This window comes from Citrobacter telavivensis (assembly GCA_009363175.1).
Lineage (GTDB): Bacteria > Pseudomonadota > Gammaproteobacteria > Enterobacterales > Enterobacteriaceae > Citrobacter_A > Citrobacter_A telavivensis.
Genome location: CP045205.1, coordinates 1,478,918 through 1,505,818, shown reverse-complemented (window position 1 = coordinate 1,505,818; position 26,901 = coordinate 1,478,918). Strand labels below are relative to the sequence as shown.

27 protein-coding genes are annotated in these 26,901 nt (G+C 51.8%); 16 read left to right on the top strand and 11 right to left on the bottom strand.

The window, feature by feature from the left end; genetic code table 11:
• Positions 1 to 99 precede the first annotated feature (99 nt).
• The 6 genes from rcnA (at position 100) to GBC03_09300 (ending at position 7,770) form a co-directional block, all read left to right on the top strand.
• Positions 100 to 1,023: a nickel/cobalt efflux transporter RcnA gene (gene rcnA, locus GBC03_09325; protein ID QFS70395.1), complete on the top strand. Its 924-nt coding sequence runs from the start codon at positions 100 to 102 to the stop codon at positions 1,021 to 1,023.
• Between the two features lie 834 nt (positions 1,024 to 1,857).
• On the top strand, positions 1,858 to 2,391 hold the full coding sequence (locus GBC03_09320) for a fimbrial protein (GenBank protein ID QFS70394.1): 534 nt from the start codon (positions 1,858 to 1,860) through the stop codon (positions 2,389 to 2,391).
• A 52-nt stretch (positions 2,392 to 2,443) separates the two neighbouring features.
• Positions 2,444 to 3,202, top strand: a complete 759-nt coding sequence (locus GBC03_09315) for a fimbrial chaperone (GenBank protein QFS70393.1) — start codon at positions 2,444 to 2,446, stop codon at positions 3,200 to 3,202.
• Entirely contained in the window at positions 3,183 to 5,735 is a 2,553-nt protein-coding gene (locus tag GBC03_09310) for a fimbrial outer membrane usher protein (protein ID QFS70392.1), read from the top strand. The genes GBC03_09315 and GBC03_09310 overlap by 20 nt, the downstream gene beginning before the upstream one ends.
• Before the next feature lie 6 nt (positions 5,736 to 5,741).
• The gene (stbD, locus tag GBC03_09305; GenBank protein ID QFS70391.1) at positions 5,742 to 7,079 is read left to right on the top strand and encodes a fimbrial usher protein StbD; all 1,338 of its coding nucleotides are present in this window, start codon (positions 5,742 to 5,744) and stop codon (positions 7,077 to 7,079) included.
• Positions 7,045 to 7,770, top strand: coding sequence for a fimbria/pilus periplasmic chaperone (locus GBC03_09300; GenBank protein ID QFS70390.1), 726 nt, complete (start codon positions 7,045 to 7,047; stop codon positions 7,768 to 7,770). Before stbD ends, GBC03_09300 begins: the two co-directional genes overlap by 35 nt.
• Positions 7,771 to 7,785: 15 nt before the next feature.
• On the opposite strand, the gene GBC03_09295 is transcribed toward GBC03_09300, so the two are convergent.
• From GBC03_09295 to GBC03_09270, 6 genes are all read right to left on the bottom strand, one after another.
• Complete coding sequence (locus GBC03_09295; GenBank protein ID QFS70389.1) at positions 7,786 to 9,168, bottom strand: amidohydrolase family protein; 1,383 nt, start codon at positions 9,166 to 9,168, stop codon at positions 7,786 to 7,788.
• Positions 9,169 to 9,180: 12 nt separating this feature from the next.
• Entirely contained in the window at positions 9,181 to 10,131 is a 951-nt protein-coding gene (locus tag GBC03_09290; protein QFS70388.1) for a carbamate kinase, read from the bottom strand.
• Positions 10,132 to 10,219: 88 nt separating this feature from the next.
• Positions 10,220 to 11,638: a DUF1116 domain-containing protein gene (locus GBC03_09285; GenBank protein ID QFS70387.1), complete on the bottom strand. Its 1,419-nt coding sequence runs from the start codon at positions 11,636 to 11,638 to the stop codon at positions 10,220 to 10,222.
• Positions 11,638 to 13,185: an acyl-CoA synthetase FdrA gene (gene fdrA, locus GBC03_09280; protein ID QFS70386.1), complete on the bottom strand. Its 1,548-nt coding sequence runs from the start codon at positions 13,183 to 13,185 to the stop codon at positions 11,638 to 11,640. The genes GBC03_09285 and fdrA overlap by 1 nt, the downstream gene beginning before the upstream one ends.
• Positions 13,175 to 14,038, bottom strand: coding sequence for a DUF2877 domain-containing protein (locus GBC03_09275; protein ID QFS70385.1), 864 nt, complete (start codon positions 14,036 to 14,038; stop codon positions 13,175 to 13,177). The genes fdrA and GBC03_09275 overlap by 11 nt, the downstream gene beginning before the upstream one ends.
• A 39-nt stretch (positions 14,039 to 14,077) precedes the next feature.
• The gene (locus GBC03_09270) at positions 14,078 to 14,683 is read right to left on the bottom strand and encodes a hypothetical protein (GenBank protein QFS70384.1); all 606 of its coding nucleotides are present in this window, start codon (positions 14,681 to 14,683) and stop codon (positions 14,078 to 14,080) included.
• Between the two features lie 254 nt (positions 14,684 to 14,937).
• Between GBC03_09270 and GBC03_09265 the strand changes: the two genes are divergently transcribed.
• Positions 14,938 to 15,432: a DUF1097 domain-containing protein gene (locus GBC03_09265; protein ID QFS70383.1), complete on the top strand. Its 495-nt coding sequence runs from the start codon at positions 14,938 to 14,940 to the stop codon at positions 15,430 to 15,432.
• 113 nt (positions 15,433 to 15,545) lie between these two features.
• Positions 15,546 to 16,478: a LysR family transcriptional regulator gene (locus GBC03_09260; protein ID QFS70382.1), complete on the top strand. Its 933-nt coding sequence runs from the start codon at positions 15,546 to 15,548 to the stop codon at positions 16,476 to 16,478.
• Between the two features lie 39 nt (positions 16,479 to 16,517).
• On the opposite strand, the gene GBC03_09255 is transcribed toward GBC03_09260, so the two are convergent.
• Both GBC03_09255 and GBC03_09250 read right to left on the bottom strand, forming a co-directional pair.
• On the bottom strand, positions 16,518 to 16,790 hold the full coding sequence (locus GBC03_09255; GenBank protein QFS70381.1) for a GNAT family N-acetyltransferase: 273 nt from the start codon (positions 16,788 to 16,790) through the stop codon (positions 16,518 to 16,520).
• A gap of 12 nt (positions 16,791 to 16,802) precedes the next feature.
• Positions 16,803 to 17,033 (bottom strand): hypothetical protein, encoded by a 231-nt coding sequence (locus GBC03_09250; protein QFS70380.1) that lies wholly within the window; start codon positions 17,031 to 17,033, stop codon positions 16,803 to 16,805.
• Between the two features lie 814 nt (positions 17,034 to 17,847).
• Here GBC03_09250 and GBC03_09245 point away from each other — a divergent pair.
• Positions 17,848 to 18,696 carry a transcriptional regulator gene (locus tag GBC03_09245; GenBank protein QFS70379.1) on the top strand — a complete coding sequence of 283 codons (849 nt, stop codon included), beginning with the start codon at positions 17,848 to 17,850 and terminating at the stop codon, positions 18,694 to 18,696.
• Complete coding sequence (locus GBC03_09240) at positions 18,689 to 19,171, top strand: hypothetical protein (protein QFS70378.1); 483 nt, start codon at positions 18,689 to 18,691, stop codon at positions 19,169 to 19,171. The genes GBC03_09245 and GBC03_09240 overlap by 8 nt, the downstream gene beginning before the upstream one ends.
• Positions 19,172 to 19,216: 45 nt before the next feature.
• Here the strand turns inward: GBC03_09240 and GBC03_09235 are convergent, their stop codons facing one another.
• Positions 19,217 to 19,768: a hypothetical protein gene (locus tag GBC03_09235; protein QFS70377.1), complete on the bottom strand. Its 552-nt coding sequence runs from the start codon at positions 19,766 to 19,768 to the stop codon at positions 19,217 to 19,219.
• Between the two features lie 280 nt (positions 19,769 to 20,048).
• Here GBC03_09235 and GBC03_09230 point away from each other — a divergent pair, with 280 nt between their 5' ends.
• Complete coding sequence (locus tag GBC03_09230) at positions 20,049 to 20,672, top strand: DNA-binding protein (GenBank protein QFS70376.1); 624 nt, start codon at positions 20,049 to 20,051, stop codon at positions 20,670 to 20,672.
• Here the strand turns inward: GBC03_09230 and GBC03_09225 are convergent.
• Together GBC03_09225 and GBC03_09220 are read right to left on the bottom strand one after the other, a co-directional pair.
• Positions 20,669 to 21,193: an HD family hydrolase gene (locus tag GBC03_09225; GenBank protein ID QFS70375.1), complete on the bottom strand. Its 525-nt coding sequence runs from the start codon at positions 21,191 to 21,193 to the stop codon at positions 20,669 to 20,671. The genes GBC03_09230 and GBC03_09225 overlap by 4 nt on opposite strands.
• 167 nt (positions 21,194 to 21,360) lie before the next feature.
• Positions 21,361 to 21,936, bottom strand: coding sequence for a TIGR00730 family Rossman fold protein (locus GBC03_09220; protein QFS73959.1), 576 nt, complete (start codon positions 21,934 to 21,936; stop codon positions 21,361 to 21,363).
• An 842-nt stretch (positions 21,937 to 22,778) separates the two neighbouring features.
• Here GBC03_09220 and GBC03_09215 point away from each other — a divergent pair.
• The 5 genes from GBC03_09215 to GBC03_09195 all read left to right on the top strand — a co-directional run bounded on the left by GBC03_09215 (position 22,779) and on the right by GBC03_09195 (position 26,858).
• Positions 22,779 to 23,384 (top strand): tyrosine-type recombinase/integrase, encoded by a 606-nt coding sequence (locus GBC03_09215; GenBank protein ID QFS70374.1) that lies wholly within the window; start codon positions 22,779 to 22,781, stop codon positions 23,382 to 23,384.
• A gap of 468 nt (positions 23,385 to 23,852) precedes the next feature.
• Positions 23,853 to 24,449, top strand: a complete 597-nt coding sequence (locus tag GBC03_09210) for a tyrosine-type recombinase/integrase (protein QFS70373.1) — start codon at positions 23,853 to 23,855, stop codon at positions 24,447 to 24,449.
• A 494-nt stretch (positions 24,450 to 24,943) separates the two neighbouring features.
• Positions 24,944 to 25,492, top strand: a complete 549-nt coding sequence (locus GBC03_09205; protein ID QFS70372.1) for a fimbrial protein — start codon at positions 24,944 to 24,946, stop codon at positions 25,490 to 25,492.
• Between the two features lie 68 nt (positions 25,493 to 25,560).
• Positions 25,561 to 26,100 carry a fimbrial protein gene (locus GBC03_09200; protein QFS70371.1) on the top strand — a complete coding sequence of 180 codons (540 nt, stop codon included), beginning with the start codon at positions 25,561 to 25,563 and terminating at the stop codon, positions 26,098 to 26,100.
• A gap of 74 nt (positions 26,101 to 26,174) precedes the next feature.
• The gene (locus GBC03_09195) at positions 26,175 to 26,858 is read left to right on the top strand and encodes a fimbria/pilus periplasmic chaperone (protein QFS73958.1); all 684 of its coding nucleotides are present in this window, start codon (positions 26,175 to 26,177) and stop codon (positions 26,856 to 26,858) included.
• The last annotated feature ends 43 nt before the right edge of the window (positions 26,859 to 26,901 follow it).

Genomic DNA, 26,901 nt, shown 5'->3' with positions numbered 1-26,901 from the left:
ATCGTTGTGGATTATAGCATTACGCTGCTACTGGGGGGTAGTATTTGGTACTGGGGGGGGGGTAGAATCTGGCAAAACAGGCAACTAAGAATCATTATCATGGGCGAATTTTCAACACTTCTTCAGCAAGGTAACGCGTGGTTTTTTATTCCCAGCGCGATTCTTCTCGGCGTGCTGCATGGACTGGAGCCCGGCCACTCGAAGACGATGATGGCGGCATTTATCATCGCCATTAAAGGGACCATCAAACAGGCGGTGATGCTGGGACTGGCGGCAACGCTCTCCCATACCGCCGTGGTCTGGCTGATTGCTCTTGGCGGCATGTATATCAGTCGGGCGTTTACCGCAGAGTCCGTGGAGCCCTGGCTGCAACTGATTTCCGCATTTATTATTCTGGGCACTGCGACCTGGATGTTCTGGCGGACGTGGCAGGGGGAGCGAAACTGGCTCACCGATATGCAGCATGACGACCACGCTCATGCCCCTCATCACGACCATGACCACGATCATCATCACGATCATCATCACGATCATCATGCTCACGATCATCATGACCACCACGATCACGCGCATCACGATCGCGAGCATCAGCACAACCACAACGTTCTGGCGGAACTGTCGGAAGGATCGAAAGCCTGGCAGGACGCCCACGAGCGCGCGCATGCCAGTGATATTCAGCGCCGTTTTCACGGCAAAGAGGTGACCAATGGGCAAATCTTGCTGTTCGGTCTGACAGGTGGGCTGATCCCCTGCCCCGCAGCGATTACCGTGCTGCTGATTTGTATCCAGTTGAAAGCCTTTACTCTCGGTGCAACGATGGTGCTCTGCTTTAGTCTGGGACTGGCTATAACGCTGGTGACGGTCGGCGTGGGTGCGGCAGTTAGCGTCCACCAGGTCGCCAAACGCTGGAGTGGATTCAACGCACTGGCAAGAAAAGCGCCCTATTTTTCCAGCCTGCTAATCGGTCTGGTCGGCCTTTATATGGGCATTCATGGCTACATGGGGATTGTTCACGCTTCCTGAAAATACGTTTCTGACGCACAGCGCCTGTCGCTGTGCTCACTCATCTTTCCAAAAAAACCTCATTTTTCTCGTTGTGAAGATAAGGGTTTGTCAGCGCAAAAGAATCAACGCGTACCGCATGGCACAAATTGCTGGTGAAAAAATTGTCAAAAGTCATCTCTTTCAGGGTCTGACACCGCGTTTTTTGCCATGAACCTGGCAAAAATGACGCGACATCAATTGCAGAGGAAAAAATTTTTTCTTGTTTTTTGATGTTGAGCAGTCCGCGATTACTGGAACCCCCGACATTAAGCTTCCAGAAACAACTCTGTAATCAAATAAAATTCTCATCCCTGAATGTCATCAGCAAAATAATTAGCACGGTGCACTATTCATTTTTCTTTATGTATAGCGTGTGAATTTTCCTGGTCCGGGAACCTGTCAGGCGGGAATACGCTTTTCACCCGGCGAAACACTTCAACATTAATCATCTAATAATCTAAAATTCCTAATAAAGCTACCGCCGATCTATTTCCAGATTTTAATAGACTCAACCTATCACCAGTAATCTATCTGTTCGTTTTAAACGATTTTCCTCTTTATGGATATTCTCGGTAATATCCACGCAGACAAATTAACTGATTAACCAGGGTGAATTTATTCTCGCTACGAAAATATAATCATTGCCGTTACGATATTCCTGATACAGGAAGCATTCACCTTTTAAGAAAATCACCAATTATTTTATTTTGTCCCCATTCCCGCACAGAGCCATCGCGATAAATGTCCCTGCGCATGGAAGAACCCTGTCCCGCAGGGTAAATCAACACGACTGAAAAAAATGGAGTTTATATTATGACCTTAAATCGTGCCTTCCTTTCGGCGCTGATGGCCTCTGCGCTCTTTTCCACGAATGCACTAGCCTCTGACAACACCATTACGTTTATGGGTGAAGTGAGTGACGAGACCTGTTCAATATCGGTAAATGGCTCTGATGCCTCTCCGGTGGTATTGCTGCCGACCGTGACGGCCACCGAACTGAATGCCAATCAGGTGGCTGGCGCGACGACATTTGATGTTGGTGTGAGCAACTGTACCGGCTCACCTTCTGGCGTGCAGATCTCAACGGTCTTCGTTGGCAACAACATCAGTTCAGCCACCGGGAACCTCGGCAGCACGGGCTCTGCGACAGATGTGGAGATCCAAATCCTCGATACCAGCGGCGATGAAATTGACTTCCGCAGCGCCTTTACCGGTACCGGCGACCTCTCTCTCGCCGCTAACAAGGACTCCGCGAGCGCGACCTATAAAGCTCAGTATTACAGCGGTGGTGCCGCCACCACCGGTACGGTGCTGGCCTCACTGCAATACGCCGTTTCTTATCAGTAAAAGTAGTCCTGGCGGGAATGAACTCCCGCCACCCACCTTCAGGGAAAATACAATGCGAACTTCTCATCGTTATCGTCCGTTTATTTCAGGTTGCCTGTTTCTCTTTTTTAGCGCCTGCTGTAGCCACGTGAATGCCAGTATTACGATGACAGGAACGCGTATTATTTATAATGGTGCAGCGAAATCTACCGATGTGCATCTGAAAAATAAAGATGCCATTCCCTATGTTGTCCAGAGCTGGTTCGATAACGGCAATATGGCCGATGGTCCGGATAAATCTGCGCAGGTTCCGTTTATTGCCACACCTCCGGCATTTCGTATTCAGTCTGGAGAAGGGCAAATCATTCGTATTGTTTACACCCGGGGGAAAGCATTACCTCAGGACAGGGAATCGCTGGTCTATTTTAATTTCATGCAGATCCCGCCCGCCAATGCCGGACAATCCGCGACCCACACAGAAAAACAAAACAGTCTGCTGATTATGTTGCGCAATCGGGTTAAACTTTTTTATCGCCCGGCAGGTCTCGTCGGCGATCCGCAAAAAATGCTGGAAAATCTGCAGGTCAAACGTATTAGCGGAAATAAAGAACTGGCGATAAGCATAAAAAATAACCAGCCTTATTTTGTCACGGTTGCGGTCCTGCAACCCGGTCGCTCATCGGAAATTCTGCACCCCAAAAACGACATGATTTCGCCCTTTGCCAGCGAAACGTTTCACTTTCCGCGTACCTCTGGCGCTGACGCACAGCGCGTACGCGTTACCTTGATCAACGATCAGGGAGCACGCATCAGTGCCGACTATCCGCTATAACGTCGTCGCGCCCCTGATAGGCCTGGCGTTAACCCCGGCGACGGCGTGCGCGGAATATTACTTTGACCCGGCGCTTTTGCAGGGTTCCGATGTGGGTAAGACACTGGATCTGGATCGCTTTAATCAGCGAGATGACGCGCTTTCAACGGGCAACTATGTGCTCGACGTCTATCTCAATAACCAGTTGATTCGTCACCAGGAGTCAATCACGCTGGTAAAACCGGAAGGCGACAATGCGCGGGTTCAGCCCTGTCTGTCACCTGAACTGATTGCCGCCAGTGCTATTCGTACAACGCAAAATTCTACGCCCGACGCGTGTCTGCCAATTGACAGTCTGGGACAGAAAATCAACTGGGAAGTGGATTTAAGCACGTTACGCCTGAACATGGTGATTCCTCAGGCGGGGCTGTTACATTCGCCAAGAGGCTTCATTCCGGTATCCGAATGGGATGCCGGTGAAACCGCGCTGTTTCTGCGCCACAACACCAATTTTTACCATACCGAAAACACGGACAGCCATCTGCGCTATGACTATCTGTGGAGCAATATCAACGGTGGGATCAACCTTGGCCTCTGGCAGGTTCGTCATCAGGGTAACCTGCGCTACGCCGATGACAATCAGACGGGAGGTCACTACAAATACAATGCGGTCGCCACCTCGGTACAACGGCCTTTGCCGCAACTGGACAGCATCATTGCCTTCGGTGATAACTACACCAACAGCAGTCTGTTTGGCAGTCTGTCATTCAACGGCGTCAAGCTCAGCACCGATCAGCGCATGTGGCCACAGGGAAAACGGGGCTATGCGCCGGAAGTGCGCGGCGTCGCCACCACAACGTCCCATGTCGTTGTGCGCCAGCAGGGAAAAGTCATCTACGAGACCACTGTCGCGCCCGGAGCCTTCGTCATTAACGATCTGTACAACACCCGCGGTCAGGGCGATCTGACGGTCGATGTGATTGACGCCAACGGACAGGTATCGCGCTTTACCGTCCCCTACTCTGCCGTACCAGACTCGATTCGTCCCGGTAACTGGAACTACGAACTGGCGATGGGCTACGTTCGTCAGTACTACAGCGTGGAAAATAAGTTTATAGAAGGTGTGTTGCAGCGCGGGATGAGCAACGTGCTGACGGCCAACATGGGGTCGCGACTGGCGGATAATTATCAGGCCATTCTCGCGGGCGGCGTGCTGGCGACCTCTGTCGGCGCCTTCGGTCTGAACACGGTATTTTCCAGCGCCCGTGTAGAAAATGACGAGAAGCAACAGGGCTGGCGCGTCGAGGCGAGTTATAGTAAAACCTTCACCACCGGAACCAACCTGGTCCTCGCAGCGTATCGCTATTCCACCAGCGGCTATCGCGATTTGCAGGACGTACTCGGCGTGCGTCGCCAGGAAAAAAGCGGCACCACCTACTACTCCGACACGCTCAATCAGCGGAACAACTTCTCGGCGACCCTCAGCCAGCCGATGGGCAACTGGGGCATGCTGAGCTTTACCGGCAGCACGTCGGATTACTACAACAACGCCTCACGCATCACTCAACTACAGCTCGGCTACAGCAATAGCTGGCGGGATATCAGCTTCAATGTCAGCGCCGCACGCCAGCGTAGCACTTACTCCAGCCGCTACTTCAGCAGCGTCAACGATCGCGATTTCGATAATGAGAACCAGCGTAAATACACCGAAAACACCGTGTCGCTGGGGATTTCGATTCCGTTCGACTTTGGCTCCAGCCGTTCGCAGATCAATCTGGACATGAACCGCAGTCGCGACAGCCGGACGGCAACGGTCGGGATGAGTGGGACAACGGGCGAGAAAAGTACCACCTCGTGGGCGCTCTACAGCGGTATTGAGCACAACAATGATAGCGGCGACAGCTCAACCTGGGGCGGTAATATTGAACGCCGCACCTCCGTCGGTGCCTTCCGCGCCTGGGCCTCCCGGGGTGACAGCTATCAGCAGTATGGGTTGGGCATGTCCGGTACGCTGGTCGCCCATCGCGGCGGAATTACCGCTGGCCCGTATACCAGCGACACCTTCGCACTGGTAGAGGCCCCGGGCGCACGCGGTGCGACGATACGTAATGGTCAGGGCGCGACGGTAGACCGTTTCGGCTACGCGATCCTCCCGTCCCTAACGCCCTATCGCTATAACACCATCAGTCTCGACAGCCAGAATATGGCCGATGACGTCGAACTTCAGGGCGGCAGCAAGCGCCTTGTCCCCTATGCAGGGGCGATTTCCCGCGTGACGTTCAAGACCACTCACGGCAAAGCGACGCTGATCAATACCACCCTGCCCGACGGCAGCCTGCCGCCGATGGGCGCGGACGTCACGGACGGCAACGGTGACGACGTGGGCATCATGGGTCAGGGCGGCCAAATCTACGCCCGAATCGCCGCGCAGTCCGGCGTGCTGTTTGTTAAGTGGGGCAAAAATGCCGCTCAGCGGTGCCAGGTCTGGTATCAATTGCCGACGACGAGCGACACGCCGTTGTATCAACTCACGCTACCTTGTCGCCAGGAATGATGACTCATGAAATTATCCTCTGTCCTCCCGCTACTGCTGGTCGCTGTCGTACTGACACCGCCCGCATGGTCTGCCTGTAAAAGGGTGACCTCAGCCAACGACCTGTCGCAGGTGGCAAAAGACGCAGGCTACGTCGGCGCCAGTTGGGGTGGCGTTGGCGATAGCGAAGTAAAAGGCAAACTGGGATTGCCCGGCGTCATCACCTTAAGCAGCGGCACCGGCTTTCAGAGTGAAGGCACGCTGCTCGCCAGCTCAACGGCCAGCTTTGTGCCTAACGGCCGCACCCAGGGCGTCAACGCCAACCAAATCTATTTCCGCTGTGATGTCGCAGAAATCGGCAAAGTGTATGAGTATTACGCCACCAACGGCGATGACGCCTGGGGCGGCAGAGAAGCGGTTGCGGGTATTGAAGGCGCGTACTACACCTACGTCAAAAACGTGGCGCTCCGACTGACGAACCTGAAAACCGGGCAATACTACTCGCGCTACTGGAAAACACGCCTCATCCCTGAAAGCGAGATGTTTAATGACGGGACCTATATTTACATCCCGGGCAGCGCCTTCAGCGATGTTTTCGTTGAGCTTTTTCGGGTTGATGACGCGTCGAAAGGCGTGAACGGTTCAAATCGCTATGGCTATACCTACGCGGGGCCGGCGGGCTATATCGCCTTTCACGGCGGTGGCATGAGTTCCGGACTCTTTGACGGCGCAGACAGCAGAACCAATTACGACGGCTGGGGTGCCATGCAGTGGCCAGGCGGCTGGACGCTCACCAGTCAAAGTTACTTTGTGCGCGGCGCCGCCTGTCGGATCGACGACTATCCCGCCATCGTCCGCCTGCCGCCGATTAGCGTTGGTGAACTGAGCGGCGGCGGCACGGCGCAGACGCCCTTTAACATCACCGTCGAATGCGAAACCGGCGCGATTTCCAGTACCGCGGTCTCGACCACCAGCAAAGCGAATGTGGCGATGGGGTTTCTGGTGAATAACCTGACGGCGGCGAATGCGGCGAACCAGTTAGGGCTCAAGACCGGATCGGGGGCCTGGACCTGGCTGCTCGATAACCATTACGGTGCCAGCGGCGTGGCGTCCGGCGTAGGCATTCGTATTTACAGCGAAAAACTGGGCGGTAGCGCCATCAACCTGTTGCCGAATCTGACGGCGACCGCGACGGGCAACGCCGGAGGGTGGTATGGCTATGCCGATTTAACCAGTAAAACCTCAAGCGGTTCGACCGAATTTTACAACGGTGAATTCACCGCCTCGCTGGAAGCAATTCCTGGCGAAGCCATTACAGCAGGATCAGTTTATGCACAACTTCAGGTGGTGGTTAGCTTTCAGTAGCGCGTTGCTACTGAACGTTCTGCCGTTCTCCAGCCACGCGGTAGTGAATAGCGAAGTGACCCGAGTGATTTTTAATGCCGGTGACAAAAGCACGTCGCTGGCGCTGATTAATTCCCCGCAGCAGCCGGCACTGGTTCAGGTCTGGACCGATACGGGCAATCCGTCGAGCCAGCCCAACGAGGAGACGACGCCCGTCATCGCGCTGCCGCCGGTGTTTAAAATGCAGCCCGGCGAGTTGCGCAGCATTACGCTGCAACTCACCGACACCGCCGCCCTGCCGCGCGATCGTGAAGCGCTTTACTGGCTGAATGTGTATCAAATTCCCCCCATGACGCAGACCGATGCGCAGGCGGCACAAAAAGTGGTACTGCCATTACGCATCCGCATGAAGCTGTTTATCCGTCCGCAGGGCATTGGCGTGCTCCAGGAAAGCGACGCAGAAAAGCTGCGCGTGACGTATGCTGGACCACAGAATCAGTTGCAAATAACCAACCCTACCCCGTGGCATATCACGCTGGCCGGAATAAGCTGTGAAGCCGGCAGTGCAAGCGGCGTCATGATCGCACCGCTTTCTACTGTCCCGGTACCGCTACAGGGACGTGGTGCGCCGTGTTCGTCGATCCGCTATGACGCGATCAACGATCACGGCACTGCCTGGCACTACGAAAAAACCGTCTCGTCGCAACCGTAGCGGGCTCTCCCCCGTTTAGCGTGCGACGCTTCCCCACACCAGTTGTCCCTTATGGAATGTGGCGCTTCGTGGTGAAATTCGTGCAACCGTCTCGGCAGAACAGGAGGCGTCCACCAGCACAAAGCTGGCGTCATCCTGCACTTTCGGCCAGACACGCTCACCTTTCTCGTTCAACGGCAGCACGTTACCTGTCGCAAGGAACAGCGCGCGGGAAAGGCTTTGTTCATTGGGACGGATATAGAGCTGGGCGTAAAGGTTAGCCTTCTCCAGCATGTCGCCCAGACCGTAAGGCGACCAGTGGTCGATCACGCTGTCCGTGCCGGTCATCACCATCACGCCGCTATCGTGCAACTGCTTAAGCGGCATATGCAGCGTGCCAATCGGCACCGTTGACGCGATGGATATTTGCTGTGCCGCCATGCGTGCGGCAATCTCATCAACCTGCTGTGCATTCATCGTCGCCAGCGCAAAGGCGTGGCTGATGGTCAGCTTGCCCTTCAGTTGCGGCGTTTTCTCAACCGTTTCAACCATATACTTCACCGCCGCGACGCCCGCCGGGCTGGTTTCATGCAGATGGATGTCCACGCCCTTGTTATAATCGAGAGCGATCTGGAACATAGTATCGAGAGATTTTTCCATCGCGCCGTCGACGTTAGTCGGATCCAGCCCGCCGACATAGTGCGCGCCGGCCTGCATCGCTTCACGCATCAATGGTTCTGATTTCGATAACAACAGGCCGTGCTGTGGGAACGCCACGATTTCACAATCGAAGCCCGCTTTACGCCGTGCCAGTACCGCCTGCAAATTCTCGAGATTTTTGAGGCCAGAGACCGGTTCGATATTGCAGTGGCTGCGCGCCACGGTGGTCCCTTTCGACTGCAGCAGGTCGATCAGCTTTTCGGCATGTTCCTGCGTATAGGGCTGCAGTTCTGGCAACAGTTTTTGCTCAAGTTTGATCATGTCCTGAATGGTCGTGCCTGCCGGACGGTTCAGCGAACGCCACGGCCCGCCGTAGAACGTTTTGTCGAGGTGGATGTGCATGTCGCGCGTGGTCGGCAGCATCAGTTTGCCGCCCGCATCGTAATGCGGCAGCGTGGCGTCCGGATGACTTTTGTTGTCGCGCAGCGCGACAATTTTGCCCGCCTGAATCTCCACGGTTTGCAGCGCCGTACGCGTGTGAACCGCGACCGTGCCCTCATAGTCAAAGCCCGTCTCAAGCAGGACGTTGTCGAGGTAGTAATGGGTATCGTTAATCGTCATGGTGCCTCTGGCGTCACAGGTTGCTGCACCAGAGGTTGCCGCATAGGCGACCGGCGCGCCAGCACTCAATAGCGCGGCGGCGGTGACCATCTTCCCGCTCTGGCTCAAAAACTCACGGCGGCTTTTGTTTTCCTTCATCGTTGCTTCCTGTTATGAATGGACGATATGGGTGCCCGTCTCGCCGCGAATGGCCGCAGGCAAGCACTCAGGCGTAGTGATGATGACGCGTTTGCCGCCGTGCTGGAGGAAAGCCAGGCTGGCGATAATTTTTGGTAGCATACTGCCCGGCGGGAAGTGACCTTCCTGCATATAACGGGTCATCGTAGGGATGTCGACCCAGTCCAGCGCCTGCTGTTCGGGTTTGCCAAAGTGAATGCACACCTTCTCAACGCCGGTGGTGACAACCAGAATGTCCGCCTGAATCTCGCGCGCCAGCAGCGCGGTAGAGAGATCTTTATCGATAACCGCATCGACGCTCTGATAATCGCCCTGCTCGCCGCGCACCACCGGGATCCCGCCGCCGCCCGCGCCAATAACGACAAAGCCCTTCTGAGTCAGTGCCTTAATCGCTTCCGACTCAACAATGCGCTTCGGTTCAGGTGACGCGACAACCCGACGGTAGCCGCGCCCGGAATCTTCCACAAACCGCCAGCCAGGGTTAACCCGCTGTAATTCATCGCGCTGGGCTTCGCTAAAGAACGCACCGATGGGTTTAGTGGGATGGGTAAATCCCGGATCGTTTTTATCCACCTCCACCTGGGTGACGACGGTGACGGCTTTCTGCTCGCCGCGCTTCGCCAGTCGGTTATTCAGCGCCTGCTGGATCAGATAGCCAATTCCCCCCTGCGTATCGGCGACACAGTTTGCCAGCGGCGTCAGCGGTAGCCCTTCACGTTCATGAGCGATCTCCGCGCGGCGCAAATCCAGTCCAACCTGCGGGCCGTTGCCGTGGGTCAGCACAATATTGTAGTCCGATGCCAGCATCTCCAGTACGGTATCGGCGACGGCTTTCACCGCCTCGGCCTGATGTTCAACCGACTGGCTGGCGTTATCTTTGATAATGCTGTTGCCACCAATGGCAACGACCACAAGTTCTTTCATCGTGTAGGTTTCCGGTACAGAGTGTGATGGGATTATTGTGTGTGTTGAGAAAGAACCCCCGGCTCAGAAAGCGCCGGGGGGTGAGTGGTTATGCGCCGTAGCGTTCGCACCAGCTCAGGATCGCTTTTTCGAAGCAGGCAAACGGCGGGTGGACAATCCCGGCGCCAATCATGCCGATACCGGCATCTTTATGCGCAATCGCGGTGTTGATCACCGGCAGAATGCCGCTGCTACCGACGCGGGTAATGTCGATCGCCGTCGGTATCCCCATAAAGCCCAGTAACGGAATGGTGACGTTCGGGTTTTCGCCCAACGTGATTTCACGCATCTGTCGGGAGAAATCGACCGCCTCTTCCACCGTTCCGCCGACCAGTGCAACGATAGCCGGTGCCGTGGCCATCGCAAAACCGCCGATGCCGTAGGTTTCGGTAATCGCACTGTCGCCAATATCCAGACCAGAGTCTTCCGGCTTGTACCCTGCGAACATGGGGCCAATCACCTGCTGTGCCGGACCGGTAAACCACTGACCCGGCAGGCCGCTAACCCGTAGCCCAAACTCCACGCCGTTACGTGCCATCGTGGTTACCACCGTGCTGTATTCGATACCGTGCGCCGCGTCCATTGCCGCTTTACACAGCGCCATCCACGTCGGGCCGGAGAAGTAGTCGCTGCTGGCAACAAAGTCGAACACTTCACGCTGTTGTTCAACCGGGTAACCGGCCTGAATGATGCCCGGCGTCAGCGCCTGAATCAGCAGCGTGGTGCCCGCGTTGTTACGGTTGTGGCACTCATCGCCCATATGTAGCGCCTGTGCCAGCATTAAGCGCAGATCGATTTCACCGATAATCTTCATCGCATCGCGCAGCATGGGCCCCTGCACGTCACGCATCCAGTTCAGACGGTCGATCACGCTCTGGTCGTTGGCTCCCATACGCAGGATCTTCGCCATCTGCTCACTCATGTTGGTGTACGCAATGTTGCCGTAAGTTTTGTTTTCGACAATGTGCATAAACATGGAAGCAGAAGTGACACCCGCCATCGAACCGACGCAGTCATGCTCGTGGCACGGCGAGAAGATAATCTCACCGGAGGCCGCCAGCTCAGCGGCTTCATCAATATCTTTTGCCAGCCCTTCAAATACCAGCGCGCCGGTGACCGCACCTTTCATCGCGCCGCACATTTTTTCCCATGTAACGGGCGGACCGGCGTGGAGAATGGTTTTCGACGTCATGCCCGGCACAACGTTGATCGCCTGATCAAAACCAATCAGCACCGGATGTGACTGAATGATCCGCTCCAGCGCCTGCTGGTTCGCAGCGGCGATTTTCTCCGCCAGCGGCGAATCGGCAATGCTGTCCAGCGCCTTCACCACCTGCATGTTGCCCTGGCCCGGCGGCGTCCAGTCAAGTTGGGTGACATCGACATGCTGTTTTTTCAGATCGTCGCTAAACATTGCGATACCCACGTTGATGACGTTCAGCGGTTGGGTAAACAGTGACTGGCTCATCAGGCTTCCTCCCCTTTGCAGATAAATTCACGCGCCAACAGACCGGTATTGGTGCTGCTGCTTGCCAGGATCACGCCCGCGTCGCTCAGCATCTGGCTCTGTTTTTCCAGCGACGGGGCATCGAGATCGGTGCCTAACACATAGGCGAGGATCGTAAGCTCACGCCCCTCAGCGGCGGCGATCGCTTTCGCCTCTTTGATCGCATCGATCGTGGAACCAACCGGATCCTCGTGCGAGCCAAAGCCAAGCACAAAATCCATCACGATCACACCCACTTGCGGATCTTTGGCCTCCTGCAGCAGACGGCTGATACGGTTGGTGGGGTCGATCATCGGGTGCGGCTTACCGTTGGTGAAGTCGTCATCGCCAAAGTCGAGGAAGGTGTGCTTAACGCTGCGATTCAGATCCGCCAGGCGGAAGGCCGGATCGGGCTGAATATTGCTGTAGACGTCGCCATGTTTTTCCATCACCGCAAACATGGTTTCATCACACAGCGTGCCGCCGCAGAACAGACCGCGAATGTACTTCTGTTGCGGGGTCAGACGCGCGCGCACTTCGGCAATCAGCGTCTCGTTCAGCGAATGCAGGTTTAACGATTCTTTCTTCACGCCGCTCAGTAGCACCGCTTTCAGTGCCGCCTCTTTCGTCCCGCGAGCATACTGCAGACCCTGCTCGTCAGCTGGCGGTTCTGCGCGCCCAAGGAAGCAGGCCACGACGGGCTTACGGCAGGCACGCGCACGCTCCAGTACCTTACGCGCGACTGCCGGGGCTGGCGGTTTTGAGATCAGCGCGATGATTTCCGTTTCCGGGTCGTCTTCCAGCATTGCGATGGCGTCCAGCATCATCAGGCCGCCGATTTTCTCACTCAGATCGCGTCCGCCGGTGCCAATCAGCTGCGAAATGCCGCCGCCAAATTCATGAATGCGTACGCTCAGTTCCTGGCTACCGGTCCCCGAGGCGCCCACAATGCCAATGTTGCCGCGACGGACCGCGTTGCCAAAGCACAGTGCAGCACCGTTGATGATCGCCGTACCGCAGTCCGGCCCCATCATGAGCAACCCTTTTTCGTGCGCCAGCTGTTTGAGCGACAGTTCGTCTTCAACAGAGACGTTGTCAGAAAACAGCATCACGTGCAGATCGTTTTGCAACGCCTGGCGCGCTTCACGGGCAGCAAACAGGCCGTTAACCGAAATTACCGCCAGATTGCTGTCCGGAATATGTTTTTTCGCACTGGCCAGCGTGGCATAACGCGCTTCGTGCGAGCCGCTTTCCGCTTTTTTGCTGAACAACTCCTCAATGGCCGCCAGCGTCCGATCGTTGTCTGCGCCGTCTTTGCCGTTAATCACAATCATCAGGTCGCCGTTTTTCGCCTCAGCCAACTCCGGCGTCAACAGCCCCAGATTTTTTAGCACCCCTTTGTTCATCTCGGTCGCCATCGCCACAAACGCCTGATCGACGCCGTCGAGTTTATTGGCGCGGGTGGAAATGGACATAAGCGACACGGAATCAAAATAGGTATTCTTTTTAATGACTATCTTAACTGACATAATTCCCTCCATATATTTGGCTCAGCGCGCAGGCATCCGCCATGCCATACAGCATGTCGCAACCGGAACTTGAGCCAATATTTTTAATATTGGCAATAGACTGGATAGAAAAGCCGTTGGGTTCATTAATCATGCAGCGAATAAACCCGGCAATATTTTCGCGATAACGTTGTTCAAATGCCGCTTCCAGCGTAATCGCGCTAAGCAGCGTGGTATTTTCCCTGCCCAATTGCAGTGCCGAACAAAATGCCTCCTTGTATTTTCCCGCCGGATGACCAGCAATAAATAAAATAATGCTCAGACCAACCAGATAATCGTCTGCGGAGGGCGTCAGGCCAATACCTAACCCCATCATCTGGATTACCGCGGGCGCAATTTCGATTCCTTTTCGCATTGCACGTAATAACGTATTTCGTCGAAGCTGTAGTTCGTGGCAAATTGCCTGATAAAATGGATTATCTCCACGCCAGAGAAATAATGTCTCATTCTCCTGTAACTGTTGATGGATTAGTTCGCTCCACCGTTGCCAGGGAATTTGCCGGAACCTTTCGGGACTCAGCTGCAGTTTCGGCATGTGCCAGTCATGACAGGATGTCTTGTCTATCCATTTATCATCACCCACCGTTATTCCCGAAGGATGAAACTGAACCAACTCACCAGGCCGGAACAGACCGTCAAAGTGGGTGAGTGCTAACCGGGCGCTATTGGGCGCGTTGTCATACTCTTCACACAGCAGCGTCAGTAGTTGGTGCTGTGCCGGGAGATACAGATTGACCGCCCGGGAAAAGACCTGTTCGACCCGCCCACTACCGCGTTCGCAGAGAAAGCCCGCATCCGCAGTTAGCGCTTGCACACACCGCCGTCGTGGGGTGTCGATAACGTTTCTCCTTCGTCAGGCTCCTGCGGCAATCAGCAATTGGGCGATCGCCTCAAAGCCTTTTTCCCGTGCCAGTTCCAGCGGCGTTTTACCGTATTTATCCGTCATATGTGGACTGGCCCCCTTTTCCAGCAGTAAGGCAACTATCGCCTGCTGCGTAGCACCGCCGTCATTCAGCACAATGGCTTCCAGTAGCGGCGTCCAGCCAACAAAATTGGTATGATTCACATTAATCGTCGTCTGCGTTAATAGCTCGTTGACGATATCAAGATGGCCTTTTTCACAGGCGGGCGTTAATCCCACGCCGCCAAAACGCGTTAATCGATTAAGATCGGGCCTGGCTGCTAAAATTAAGCGTAAAAGAGTGAGATCGTTATTCAGACAGCTCAGTAGAAAAGGATTTAAACAGGTCTGATCCTGCTGATTAATATCCGCGCCTGCGCTAATTAACGCCGTAACACAGTCATATTTTTTATGCAGGCTCGCCAGAATAATGGCCGTCTGCCCCTGGCGGTTACAGGTATTCACATCCACTCCCTGTTCCAGACAGGCGGTTAATTTCTTTACATCACCCTGCTGCGCAGCCATTAGGTAGTCTGTCATCAGACTGGTATTTGTCATGATCATTCCCCTGATTTTTGTGGCTGTATCTGATGGACTGAGAATAGCAACGAAATTTATAGAAAAGAACCCGCTTAAATTTTATTCGCCATAAGCGGATTAATTATTGAATGGTTTTTAACAATCCGCACAGACTGTGCTGTAGTGCACCCTTTATTTCTTTGCTGCTATTCCCCTTAACTCAATCGGGTTTTCTTTCTATATAGTTGCTGGACGAAACCACTCTATCCAGACGTTAATAACGGGAGATAAAGATGAACGGACTCACCGCAACAGGCATTACTGTCGGCATTTGTGCAGGTCTCTGGCAGATGGTGTCCTCGAGGGTTGGGCTGGCTCCAGGCTGGGAATTACTGGGCACCATTGGCTTTGTCGCGTTTTGCAGCTTCTATGCTGCCGGGGGGAGCAAGGCGGGGTTTGTGAAAAGCCTGTTTGTGAACTACACCGGTGCCGTCTGGGCCTTTCTGGCGGCGCTGGCCTCCGGATGGCTGGCTTCCGCGAGCGGGCTTTCTTCGTTCTGGGCAGGTGTGGTCATGACCGTACCGTTTTCCGCCGTCATCGTCTGGCAGGGGCGCTTCTGGTTAACCTCGTTTATTCCTGGCGGTTTCCTTGGCATGACGCTGTTTTTCGCCACCGGGCTGAACTGGACGGTGACGCTACTGGGTTTTTTAGCCGGGAACTGCGTGGGTTTCATTTCGGAGTACACCGGGCGGAAACTGAGTGAATCCACGTCGAAAAACCGTGCCTGAACCCGACTCAGGTATTAAAAGTTATTCAAAAGTGATTGCTCAATGGCAAGCACAGCCAATACAGTCATCTCCGGGGAGACGCGACGACCGCCGATCGGAACAGGAACCAGTGCATGAATTCAATTTTTACGGAAGAAAACCTGTTGGCCTTTACCACAGCCGCTCGTTTTGGCAGTTTCAGCAAGGCGGCGGAGGAGCTGGGCCTGACGACTTCAGCCATCAGCTATACGATCAAACGAATGGAGGCGGGTCTTGATGTGGTGCTGTTTACCCGCAATACCCGCAGTATTGAACTCACCGAGTCGGGGCGCTACTTTTTTCGCAAGGCCACCGACCTGCTAAACGACTTTCATGCCATTAAGCGCAGCATTGATACCATTGCGCAGGGCATTGAGGCGCGGGTGCGTATTTGCATTAATCAGCTCTTATATACGCCAAAACATACCGCGCGATTGCTCCAGGTGCTGAAGAAGCAGTTTCCGACCTGCCAGATTACGGTCACCACCGAAGTGTATAACGGCGTCTGGGACTCCATCATCAACAACCAGGCCAATATTGCCATCGGCGCGCCCGACACGCTGCTGGACGGCGGCGGTATTGATTACACTGAAATTGGCGCCATTCGCTGGGCATTTGCGATCGCACCGGATCACCCGCTGGCTTTCATGCCAGAGCCGATCGCCGAAAGTCAGTTGCGCCTCTACCCGAATATCATGGTGGAAGATACCGCGCATACCATTAATAAAAAGGTGGGCTGGTTGCTGCATGGTCAGGAATCGATTCTCGTGCCGGATTTCAATACCAAATGCCAGTGTCAGATCCTCGGTGCAGGAATTGGCTTTCTACCGGACTACATGGTGCATGAAGCGATGGAAGATTCGCTGCTGGTCACGCGGCAGATCCATAATCCACGTCAGGATTCGCGGATGCTGCTCGCCACCCAGCACTCCGCCACCGGTCAGGTGACCCAGTGGATCAAAAAGGAGTTTGGACCGCAGGGGATATTAACCGGCATCTATCAGGATTTACTGCATCGGGAAGGGTAAATTTAGCCGGACTGCTCAGGCGCATTGTCCGGCATGTTATCAGGCCCGAATATCGTCATACTCACGCGTTTTATCAAACTCATGTTTGGCAAACGGACAAAGAGGGATAACTTTGCGATTCTCGCGGCGCATTTTCTCCACCACTTTCGCCACCAGTTGTTTTCCGACGCCTTGTCCTTTCAGACTGGCATCGACATCAGTATGCTCGATAATGCTTAAATGCTCACCGGTCGGAACAAAAACGATTTCAGCGACCTGATTCCCCTGCGCATCATTGACATAGAATTTATTGTGGCCTTCCCGTATTTCCATCTTTCCCTCGCTTTATTTATGACGATATTGCAGCGCCCCGCTTGGGCAGGTATCGATAACCCTGGTCACCGTTGAAACATCAACTTCATCAGGCATGATCCACGGTTTGCGTTTCAGATTGAAAAGGTTAGCACTACCGCGTACACAATTTCCGGAATGCTGGCAAATCGACGTATTGAAGTAAACATCGATTTTCTCACCGGTATAGACGCGGTAACCCGCATCCTCAAGTTGCTTATCCATGACATTGCCTCTTTTTTTGTTTATCCCCTAAGCATAGCCCGTGAATGCCCCCCGCCACCACTTTAATGTTAGATGAGTAAATACTCACCTTTCCCTTATCACTAAGAATAAAAAACCGGTTATGGAGATATTTAAGACTTTATATTATGCATTTCACAGTATTTAAGGTTATTCGCTCTAATTGACTATTTGATGCTGTGTCGGCATAATATCTTATTCAAATAAACGATTTAAAAACCCTTGTTTTCATTAAAAAAATACTAATCAAGAAGCGTGATTACATAAAGGGAAGATTGTCTGATGATGAATCTTAAATCAACGTGTTGAAACAGATTCCTACTCCGTTTTTTCCACGCAATTGATAGTCAGGCAGTCGAAATGACGTATTTATAAGCGGAAAGTCATCGACTAACGCCATTTGGGACAGAATACCAGCAGGAGTCACTACAAAATGAACATAACAAGTACAATATATTTATTCGCTTCTCAAGTCCAACACCTGATAATCAAACTAACTGTTTGATCTTTTTGACATAAGATCAACATTTCCGCAATGCGGCAGTAATCAATCCGAGTTTAATCATTGAAATGCTCAGACGATTACACTACCGGATTAAACATAGCGGCAGAAACCACTAGTTTTATTAACAAAATTCCTTATTGTCTATATACATATGTGAAACTACAGCACAAAAACATTAGTTTCATAAATCAAACGGCTACTGTGTTCGCATATAGTATATGTAATACTATGCTCAGAATTTTCTACACTTAAGTCTCTACTCTTTATAACTTTCGCACATCGTGAACCTATATGTACTGGATTATTAACGATAATATTGAATTCAGACCTGACAGTAAAAAGTTAATTTCTGTGACTAATCCAGAAATTAACGTCGTTTTGACAACGCCTGCCAGCCGTTGTCTGCTTTTGCTGCTTGAGGCTTCGCCGGACGTGGTCACTCAGCAGGAGTTTTTCAAAAAGGTGTGGGAAGATGAAGGAATGCTGGTTCCAGCAAACACCCTTTATCAGAATATCTCTATTGTCCGTCGTGGGCTACGCGCCGTCGGTGAGACCGACCGAATCCTGGTCGCCACGGTACCGCGCAAAGGGTTTCAAATCGACAAAAGCGTTAAAATCGCCCGCGTTGCGGCAGATCAGGCTGATGAAGTGGTCTCTGAAACCCTACAGGGTGAGGATGAACTGGATGTCGAGTACCACGCTGACGCTGAGCCGGAGTTTACACCGGAAGAAACTGCACTTCCTGCCCATACGGTAACGGTGAGTAAGCGCAGCAGATTGCCCCTCTTCGTCGGTATCATCGCCATGGCAGCGGCATTTTTCATCGGTGCAATCGGCATGAACTTTGCCTGGCACTTTAGTGATACGAAGCCTTTCTTCGCTGGCTATACCTTCGTCGAGCAGGACAAAGGCTGTCATTTCTATATCACGGATGACAGCCACGATAATAAAAACAGTTATGCACGCTTCAAGACGTTGATTTTGGGTTCTGGCCTCGATTGCGAAAAGTATCCCTGGGTGTACTTTCCGCTGTCACAAACGTCTCCCGGATTAGCCGTTCTTGTCTGTCGCAAGAATTACCTGAAATCAGCTATTCCGGGTTGTATCACACTCTCTTTTCGTGGAGTAGGAAGTGAGTAAAAAAACGATCATGATGATGAGTGCGGTGTTTTTACTCGCGGGTGTGCTCATCGGCGCGATATACAATGTTCTTATGGCTAAACATTACGATAAACAGGAATGTTCGATGTCGCTGGTGGTATTTCATAAAAACGCGCGCGCAAATATTACGCTGAATTACATGTATTCCCTGAAGAATCAGAACGGCATCGTGGCCGTCAGCGGGACCTACATTGAAGATAACAAACTTAAAGGACGGATCAGACGAGATGTCGCCTATAACTGGACAGAAAACCAGGATTCGTATCACTTACACTCAACCAGAATCAATAAGTTCGAAATCATCGAGACGTTACCGGATGCGTTATTAGCCAATATTCTGCCTGATTTCTACGTCTATCCCGATAAGAATGTGAGTTACTCTATTCTCAATCAGGGCGTCCACGGGTTCCTGTTTACCATCGGAAAACGCCCCCTGTTATACTGCGCCCGCTAAACGAACTACCGCCGTCAGCTCTGGGCTTAACAGGGCTGACGTTTTTTACAAAAACATCGTCTCTTCCAGTAAATTCTCTTTGATTAGCAGCAGATCGTGGACCCTGTGGCCCCCCAATTTCTTGCACGCGAGATTGCGATAGGTGTATACCCGTTTCGGAGGCAACGCCAATGATTCGGCAATCAGGTTAATATCTTTTCCCTGCAGCGATTCACAAATAATCATTTTCTCGACGCGATTGAGAATATGATTCCGGATAACCTGCCGCTTTTCCATGCTCGCCAGACGCGTAATAATCATCGTCAGTGCCAGCAGGGATTGTCGGGCACTGACAATCATGTCGGCATCAAATACCAGTGCGCTGCGTTCAGAATTCAGTATAATCAGCAACTTACATTTTTTGTTGAGACGGGATATTTCCCTGGCACAACTTTTGTTGAACAGATTGAGATGCAAAATCACGGTATCGTCGAAAGTGAGTTTTTCTACAGGCAAGTGGTGCATGGTTTCTTTCACAATTTCCAGGTTGGCCTCTTTTGCCAACAAGACTATCCCGTCCTGCAAAAAGTTATTGTTGCTTATAATATATATCGTCATCGCTTTTACTTCCGTATTAATAATCCATTTAACTTGCCGTTTATTTCCGTTCTGCTATATCATCTGGCGCGGTATTAAAACTATATTAGGAAATAATTGAATACCTCAATTAAAAAGTCTTAACTGACATGATTTTCCTAACTCATTGAAAATATAGATTTTAGTTTGGATTCTTAAACATTCTTAAATGGATGACAATTCGTCTCTTTCTGTATTCTGTCTCTTTCTCTATGCTATGTTGTGCCACTAGCGCACAGGCAGATGGGATGGGGGGAAAAAAATGACCAGGCGTATCGATTACCTGATTGAGAAATATCACTTCACTGAAATCAACGAGTCGCCGCGTATTACCCGCCAATGGCAGGAGGTTCTGGCGGAGTGCCAACAAGAGAACGCTGGCGTTGAAGAACGACTGCGTATTGCGCTGCTCAACGTCGATTACGTGACCAGCTTCGAACTGCCCTTTCGTTTACTGCTCACCCGCACCCCGCAACTGATCGATAAACTGCGGAAAGAGTTTGCCCTCACCCAAAAAAACGTCCTGATTAATGATAAACGCCGTGGGCAGGTTTACAGCATCAGTGCCGATCTCAGTCGCGTCCCCGATGCCTTTCGTTATCGTCTGTCGTCGCGTATTCGCCGTATGGATGAGGAAAGGATTACCACGGCCCCCTATCAGCAGGTAGCCAGTCAGACAAAACACCCCGAAGAACGGCTTCGCCTGGCGCTGGAGAGCGGTTTGCAGGTTAACGCCCTGGATGGGCTGTTCTGGTTGGGGATCCAGCGAATTGCCGCAGATATACAGCGGCTCCGCGCATCGGGAATGCCTGTTCAGGCGTCGGATGTCGAGGTGTTCGATTCACTGACCGGGACGCACAGAACCGTGACGGCATACCATCTTTAACCCGTTGTCAGTTCCTGAAAGCGGGATAAAAAAAGCGCTCGCGCCTGCCGTGGCATCAGCGGATTGACGGTCAGCCGCGTCGTGGGCGACACGCCTGCCAGCATCGGCCAGTCATTTCCGGGATCCAACTTGAGATCGCGCCGCTCGGTCGCCAGCACCATCAGATCCACCTGCTTGATCACCTTGCTCGGCGTGAGAGGAAGATGAAAACGCTGACGAATGGCGTTGTCCAGCCGCGCTTCAATCTCTTTGTACTCAGGAAGCAAACGCTTTAGCGGCGAGGGAAGATCCTGGCAATAGGCCTCAGCGGCATCGTGCAGCAGCGCTTCAAGCGCAAACTCTGGCGGTGTTAACTGGCTGCACAGAACCACGTGCTGGGCGACGCTGTAAAATTCAGGCACATGTCCGGCAAAGCGACAGATGTTCGACAGTGCCACAGCGATGTCTTCAATCACGATATGTTCCGGTCGAATATCGCTGTAGTCAATGTGTTGCCCGGTTAAGGTGGCGATAAATTTCATCCGTTCTCCTGTTTCCTTACCGTTTTTGCCCGCGTCAGCGGTGCCAGGACATCCCTGAAGACACTACGTACTTACATTTATCCTGTAAATATCTTTTAACGCTCATCGCACGCCTTCCCAGGGAACTCAACGCTGAGAAGGCGTTTGGCTGATGGGCTGTCACAGCCTTAATTCCGGCTCGCCGTCCACTTGGAAGCGGGCGGCGTATACGTCGCAAAATACTCAACAATTTCCGGCAAGGAATCGGAGAAAAACAGCATATCCACGTAGCTCTGCTTCATAAAACCTTCATCGGCCATCTTCTGTACCATGGCCTGCAACGGTTGGTAAAAATCGTTCATGTTATAAAACGCGCAGGGCTTGTTATGGATGCCCAGTTGCCCCCACGTCCACTGCTCAAAAATCTCTTCCAGGGTGCCAGCCCCGCCGGGTAAGGCGATAAAAGCAGAAGACAGCGCCGCCATGCGATCTTTACGCTGGTGCATATTCTCAACGACCTGCAAATCTGTCAGCCCGGTATGCGCAATTTCACGTTCAAGCAAAGACACGGGGATCACCCCCGTCACGTGCCCACCGTGTTGCAGGGCAGAATCCGCCACGGCCCCCATCAATCCAACCCGACCACCACCAAAAACAATACCCAGTCCAGCCTGGGCCAGAAAGGTTCCGGCTTCGCGCGCGGCCTGCATGTAAACAGGAGCATGACCTTCAGATGAACCGCAAAAAATACCGATAGACTTCATATAATTTCCTTCAGTCATCACCCAATCCGTAAATCTTCAGTAACGCAATGTCGGAACAGCATAATTCAAAGGGACGCAATACACTATGTCAGACTGAAAAAAGAAAGTACCGATCATGTGAGTTCCAGTAATTACCAAAATGAGGCGTAATGTCAGCAGCAATACAATATCAGAAAACTGCGGTGTCTCTTTAGAACGCTACCCGTAAACACCTTTGTCCGGACAAGAGTAATTTCAAGCGTTATTATTCCGCCGCTCACGTTTTATTTGTCGCAAAATATTTCATCACATTTGTATTCTAATTTCACCACCCGCCCCTGTCAGTCAAATATACCCGTATCATTGCACCTTTCGCATGATAAACCGGGAGCATTTTGCTCCCGGTTAAATACCCGGCACATCTCTTAACGCGGTTGTCATACCTATTATGACTATTCTCTCTGTGATTTTTGCAGTATTGTTTACTCATTGTTGTAGTTCTACAGTGAATGCTAGCGAGGTTGTTATGTTGTTCTCCGCCTTCAGCGAAGTCCCTTGCACATCATTCAGGATGTTCCAGAATGGACTCGATCTTAGAGCAGCAATAAATTTTTTTGATTCAGCAAGATAACCCCGAGCACAAGATAAGAGGAGGCTACCAGTCGATAATGGCACGACGTTATGACGTAACAACATACAGCCATTTTCATTATCCGGTTAAGTCTTTCTGTGACGTAGCGGTGTTGTATACGATTTACGCCTACCGTGCTGTACTAATAAATAATGAGCTAAAACCGGATAAGACCATTGGATTAATGGGAATCAGCAGAATGAGTGCACACCTGCAATCAAAAGGGAACCTAATGAAAAACAGCGCAGATAATAAGAAGAGGAATTTTTTGACTCAAAATGAAATAGAGTCGCTTCTCAAAGCAGCAAATACCGGACCAAACGCTACCCGCAATTACTGTCTGACATTACTGTGTTTTATTCATGGATTTCGCGCCAGCGAAATCTGTCGCCTGCAAATTTCAGATATTGATATCAAATCACGATGCATTTATATTCACCGTCTGAAAAAGGGGTTTTCGACAACGCATCCATTATTAAGTGAAGAAATTCAGGCATTAAAGAACTGGTTGGTTATTCGTGCCACCTATCCCGATTCCAACAGTGAGTGGTTATTTTTATCAAGAAAAGGGAATCCTCTTTCTCGCCAACAGTTTTATCAAATCATTTCAGCCTCGGGCGATCACGCAGGACTCCCGCTTGAAATTCATCCACATATGCTTCGTCACTCTTGCGGTTTTGCGTTAGCCAATATGGGGATCGACACCCGTCTCATCCAGGATTACCTGGGGCACCGTAACATTCGCCATACCGTCTGGTACACTGCCAGTAATGCAGGTCGATTTTACGGTATCTGGGATGACGCTAAACTCAAACAGCATAATGCTATTTCACTGTGACATTTTCAACGCCATGGATGGTGTTAAAAAACAACCCCGTGGCCTACGAGACATTAATAATATTTAACCTTATGTTTATTATGCTTATTATTCACGCATATCTTTATTTGCATTAAAATTAAACAATTTTATTATATCCCTGTAATTAACAATGATATGTCTTTTACCAAAGTTAACGTTTCATCAAACAAACCTTCGCTGGAATCACTACCGTCTGTAACTATTTTTCTTTTAAATTTATACACCTGACTTTGTCTACCACAGACGCTATTGTCGCACCTGATAAAATCAATAAAAATAAGATTTATCATGTAGCAATAATAGCTGCGTGTGTAAAAGTGATGTAATCACAAACTGTGATTAATCCCCTAAATATAATATGCCTTTAACATCGCAGATTATTTTTTAATCGCATGATGTTGGCTACAGGCGTTCACTATCAGAAACATATTTCAGGAGTAATGTATTGTGAATCGACGTCGTTATCTTACCGGCAAAGAAGTACACGCTATGATGTTGGCCGCCCGGCATGGCGCGACCGGGGAGCGAGATTATTGCCTTATTTTACTGGCATTCCGTCACGGTATGCGCATCAGTGAACTCCTCGATCTGCATTACCGCGACTTCGATCTTAACGAGGGACGAATCAATATCCGTCGACTAAAAAACGGTTTTTCCACCATCCATCCACTGCGTTTTGATGAGCGTGAGGCCGTTGAACGCTGGAGTCAGGCGCGAGCAGACTGGAGAGGCGCAAGTCGGACTGACGCCGTGTTTATCTCCCGCCGGGGGACACCGCTTTCTCGCCAACAAGCGTATCGTATTATTCGGGCTGCAGGCATTGATGCCGGAACCGTCACCCATACCCATCCCCATATGTTACGTCACGCCTGCGGTTATGAACTTGCCGAAAGGGGGGCAGATACGCGCCTGATTCAGGATTATCTTGGCCACCGTAATATTCGCCATACCGTCCGTTACACCGCCAGCAACGCCGCACGTTTTGCCGGATTATGGGAGAGGAGCAGTCTGTTAGAAGTCATTTCACAGGAGAAAAAGAAATAAGATAACTTATTGATATAGAAAGGGAAGTCTTTGCATGAATAGGTCAATTGGGGCCAAACTGTTTATATCATAAAAAAAATGCGTAAAGCTTTGCAACTAACAAGTTGAGCATTATCAAAAATCACTAATTATCTCGTTGATTAGAATAGCATTATCCTCAATATTTTTTCTCACCCACCTCCGCGTTTAAAGACTTTTGGGATTTCGCCCTCTGAACCCTGCCCTGTATCCGTCCGCCTGTTAAAAATCACAATGCAGTTTTTTGTATTTATAAAGCACAAAAAGAAAACATAAAAATCCAACAAATAAAAAAATTAGCGCCATTTCAAGACATTTATCCCAATGAGTCAAAATGGCCCCAATTGTCTCATTCGTTGGGCGAAAACTGTGCAGAACCGGCAGTCGTACCATTCTGTTGAAACATGGAATGCCTGGAAGGCATAACGACTGCCCATTTGGGTTCGTTATATCGATATTGTTTAAAGGAAAACAGCATGAAAATTAAAACACTGGCTATCGTTGCTATGTCAGCTCTGTCTCTGGCTTCCGCGGCGGCTCTGGCCGATACCACCACGGTAAACGGCGGTACAGTGCATTTTAAAGGGGAAGTCGTTAACGCCGCCTGCGCCGTCGATGCCGGTTCTGTCGATCAAACCGTACAGCTTGGTCAGGTTCGCTCGGCAAAACTGGCGACGGCGGGCAGTACCAGTTCTTCCGTCGGTTTCAACATTCAGCTTGATGACTGTGATACCAGCGTATCAACCAAAGCCTCTGTGGCTTTCTCTGGCACGGCGATTGATACCACCAATAACACCGTACTGGCGTTGCAGAGCTCCGCAGCCGGTAGCGCCACCAACGTTGGCGTCCAGATCCTCGACAACAAAGGCACCCCACTGGCGCTGGACGGCGCAACCTTTAGCGCCGCGACAACCCTGAACGATGGCACCAACATCATCCCGTTCCAGGCCCGTTACTTTGCAACGGGCGCAGCAACAGCCGGTACTGCTAACGCTGACGCCACCTTCAAAGTTCAATACCAGTAATTCATCAGGCAGGGAAGCGAATGGGGCCAGGACGGCCTGTTATCCGCAATGGGACTGAGGTGATAACGATGCACAGGATGAAATCAGGACTGCTGATGCTTTTACTCCCCGCCTGCGCGCTGGCTGGAAACAAGTGGAATGTCACGTTGCCCGGCGGAAGCATGCGTTTCCAGGGCGTCATCATTGCCGAATCCTGCCGTGTTGAGGCAGGCGATCGTCAGATGACCGTGCAAATGGGGCAGATCAGCAGCAATCGATTTCATGCGGCAGGGGAAGATGCCAACCCTGTCCCTTTCGACATTCATCTCCAGGAGTGCAATACAGCCGTAAGCCAACGTGTCGGGGTGACGTTTCATGGCATTGCCGATGGGAAAAACCCCGATGTCCTCTCCGTGGGAGAAGGGCCAGGGATCGCCACCGGTATTGGGATAGCGTTATTTGATCAAGAAGGCAGCCAACTTCCTCTTAACCTTCCACCGGTTAGCGGATCGCGCCTCTACAGCGGGCCAACCACACTGCATTTCGTAGCGAAATATCGTTCTACCGGACGTCAGGTCACCGGAGGAACCGCCAACGCACAGGCCTGGTTCTCTTTGACCTACCAGTAATTAACCCGCAGAGATATCGAATACAGGAAATAACGGTGAGAACAACAGGGGTAAACATGAAAAAAACACGCACAATGATGCGCCGTCTGCTGGCAGGCGTGCTGCTGGTAACCGCTATGGGATCCTTCACCCAGGCCGAAGCGGGCGTGGCGCTGGGCGCGACTCGGGTGATTTATCCGGCGGGTCAAAAACAGGTGCAACTGGCGGTCACCAACAATGATGACAACAGTACGTATCTGCTCCAGTCATGGGTTGAAAATGCCGAGGGCGTCAAAGACGGACGCTTTGTCGTTACCCCGCCACTGTTTGCCATGCAGGGAAAAAAAGAGAACACCTTGCGTATTCTCGATGCGACCAATAATCAGTTGCCCCAGGACCGGGAAAGTCTGTTCTGGATGAATGTCAAAGCGATCCCGTCGATGGACAAATCGAAGCTCAGCGACAACACCCTACAGTTGGCCATTATCAGCCGCATTAAGCTGTATTACCGTCCGGCCGGACTCGCACTGTCGCCGGATCAGGCCCCCGAAAAACTCACCTTTCGCCGTAGCGCAGGCTCGCTGACGTTGATCAATCCAACGCCGTACTACCTGACGGTGACTGAACTCAGCGCGGGCACCCGAACGCTGGAAAATGCACTCGTTCCACCGATGGGCGAAACCCGCGTGGCATTACCCGCCGATGCAGGCAGCGAAATTACCTATAAGACCATTAATGACTATGGCGCGCTGACGCCGCGCATGAAAGGCGCAATGTAATAACGCACGGGGAAACCAGCGTCATCCCTGAATAAAAAAAGAA

What these genes read in the sequence shown, in the direction of transcription:
- fdrA (QFS70386.1), bottom strand. Translation starts at nt 13,185, where the DNA reads ATGTCAGTTAAGATAGTCATTAAAAAGAATACCTATTTTGATTCCGTG.
- GBC03_09250 (QFS70380.1), bottom strand. Translation starts at nt 17,033, where the DNA reads ATGGATAAGCAACTTGAGGATGCGGGTTACCGCGTCTATACCGGTGAG.
- GBC03_09215 (QFS70374.1), top strand. Translation starts at nt 22,779, where the DNA reads ATGAAAAACAGCGCAGATAATAAGAAGAGGAATTTTTTGACTCAAAAT.
- GBC03_09290 (QFS70388.1), bottom strand. Translation starts at nt 10,131, where the DNA reads ATGAAAGAACTTGTGGTCGTTGCCATTGGTGGCAACAGCATTATCAAA.
- GBC03_09255 (QFS70381.1), bottom strand. Translation starts at nt 16,790, where the DNA reads ATGGAAATACGGGAAGGCCACAATAAATTCTATGTCAATGATGCGCAG.
- GBC03_09200 (QFS70371.1), top strand. Translation starts at nt 25,561, where the DNA reads ATGCACAGGATGAAATCAGGACTGCTGATGCTTTTACTCCCCGCCTGC.
- GBC03_09225 (QFS70375.1), bottom strand. Translation starts at nt 21,193, where the DNA reads ATGAAATTTATCGCCACCTTAACCGGGCAACACATTGACTACAGCGAT.
- GBC03_09300 (QFS70390.1), top strand. Translation starts at nt 7,045, where the DNA reads ATGCACAACTTCAGGTGGTGGTTAGCTTTCAGTAGCGCGTTGCTACTG.
- GBC03_09270 (QFS70384.1), bottom strand. Translation starts at nt 14,683, where the DNA reads ATGACAAATACCAGTCTGATGACAGACTACCTAATGGCTGCGCAGCAG.
- stbD (QFS70391.1), top strand. Translation starts at nt 5,742, where the DNA reads ATGAAATTATCCTCTGTCCTCCCGCTACTGCTGGTCGCTGTCGTACTG.
- GBC03_09265 (QFS70383.1), top strand. Translation starts at nt 14,938, where the DNA reads ATGAACGGACTCACCGCAACAGGCATTACTGTCGGCATTTGTGCAGGT.
- GBC03_09245 (QFS70379.1), top strand. Translation starts at nt 17,848, where the DNA reads ATGTACTGGATTATTAACGATAATATTGAATTCAGACCTGACAGTAAA.
- GBC03_09315 (QFS70393.1), top strand. Translation starts at nt 2,444, where the DNA reads ATGCGAACTTCTCATCGTTATCGTCCGTTTATTTCAGGTTGCCTGTTT.
- GBC03_09320 (QFS70394.1), top strand. Translation starts at nt 1,858, where the DNA reads ATGACCTTAAATCGTGCCTTCCTTTCGGCGCTGATGGCCTCTGCGCTC.
- GBC03_09285 (QFS70387.1), bottom strand. Translation starts at nt 11,638, where the DNA reads ATGAGCCAGTCACTGTTTACCCAACCGCTGAACGTCATCAACGTGGGT.
- rcnA (QFS70395.1), top strand. Translation starts at nt 100, where the DNA reads ATGGGCGAATTTTCAACACTTCTTCAGCAAGGTAACGCGTGGTTTTTT.
- GBC03_09260 (QFS70382.1), top strand. Translation starts at nt 15,546, where the DNA reads ATGAATTCAATTTTTACGGAAGAAAACCTGTTGGCCTTTACCACAGCC.
- GBC03_09230 (QFS70376.1), top strand. Translation starts at nt 20,049, where the DNA reads ATGACCAGGCGTATCGATTACCTGATTGAGAAATATCACTTCACTGAA.
- GBC03_09295 (QFS70389.1), bottom strand. Translation starts at nt 9,168, where the DNA reads ATGAAGGAAAACAAAAGCCGCCGTGAGTTTTTGAGCCAGAGCGGGAAG.
- GBC03_09195 (QFS73958.1), top strand. Translation starts at nt 26,175, where the DNA reads ATGATGCGCCGTCTGCTGGCAGGCGTGCTGCTGGTAACCGCTATGGGA.
- GBC03_09235 (QFS70377.1), bottom strand. Translation starts at nt 19,768, where the DNA reads ATGACGATATATATTATAAGCAACAATAACTTTTTGCAGGACGGGATA.
- GBC03_09220 (QFS73959.1), bottom strand. Translation starts at nt 21,936, where the DNA reads ATGAAGTCTATCGGTATTTTTTGCGGTTCATCTGAAGGTCATGCTCCT.
- GBC03_09205 (QFS70372.1), top strand. Translation starts at nt 24,944, where the DNA reads ATGAAAATTAAAACACTGGCTATCGTTGCTATGTCAGCTCTGTCTCTG.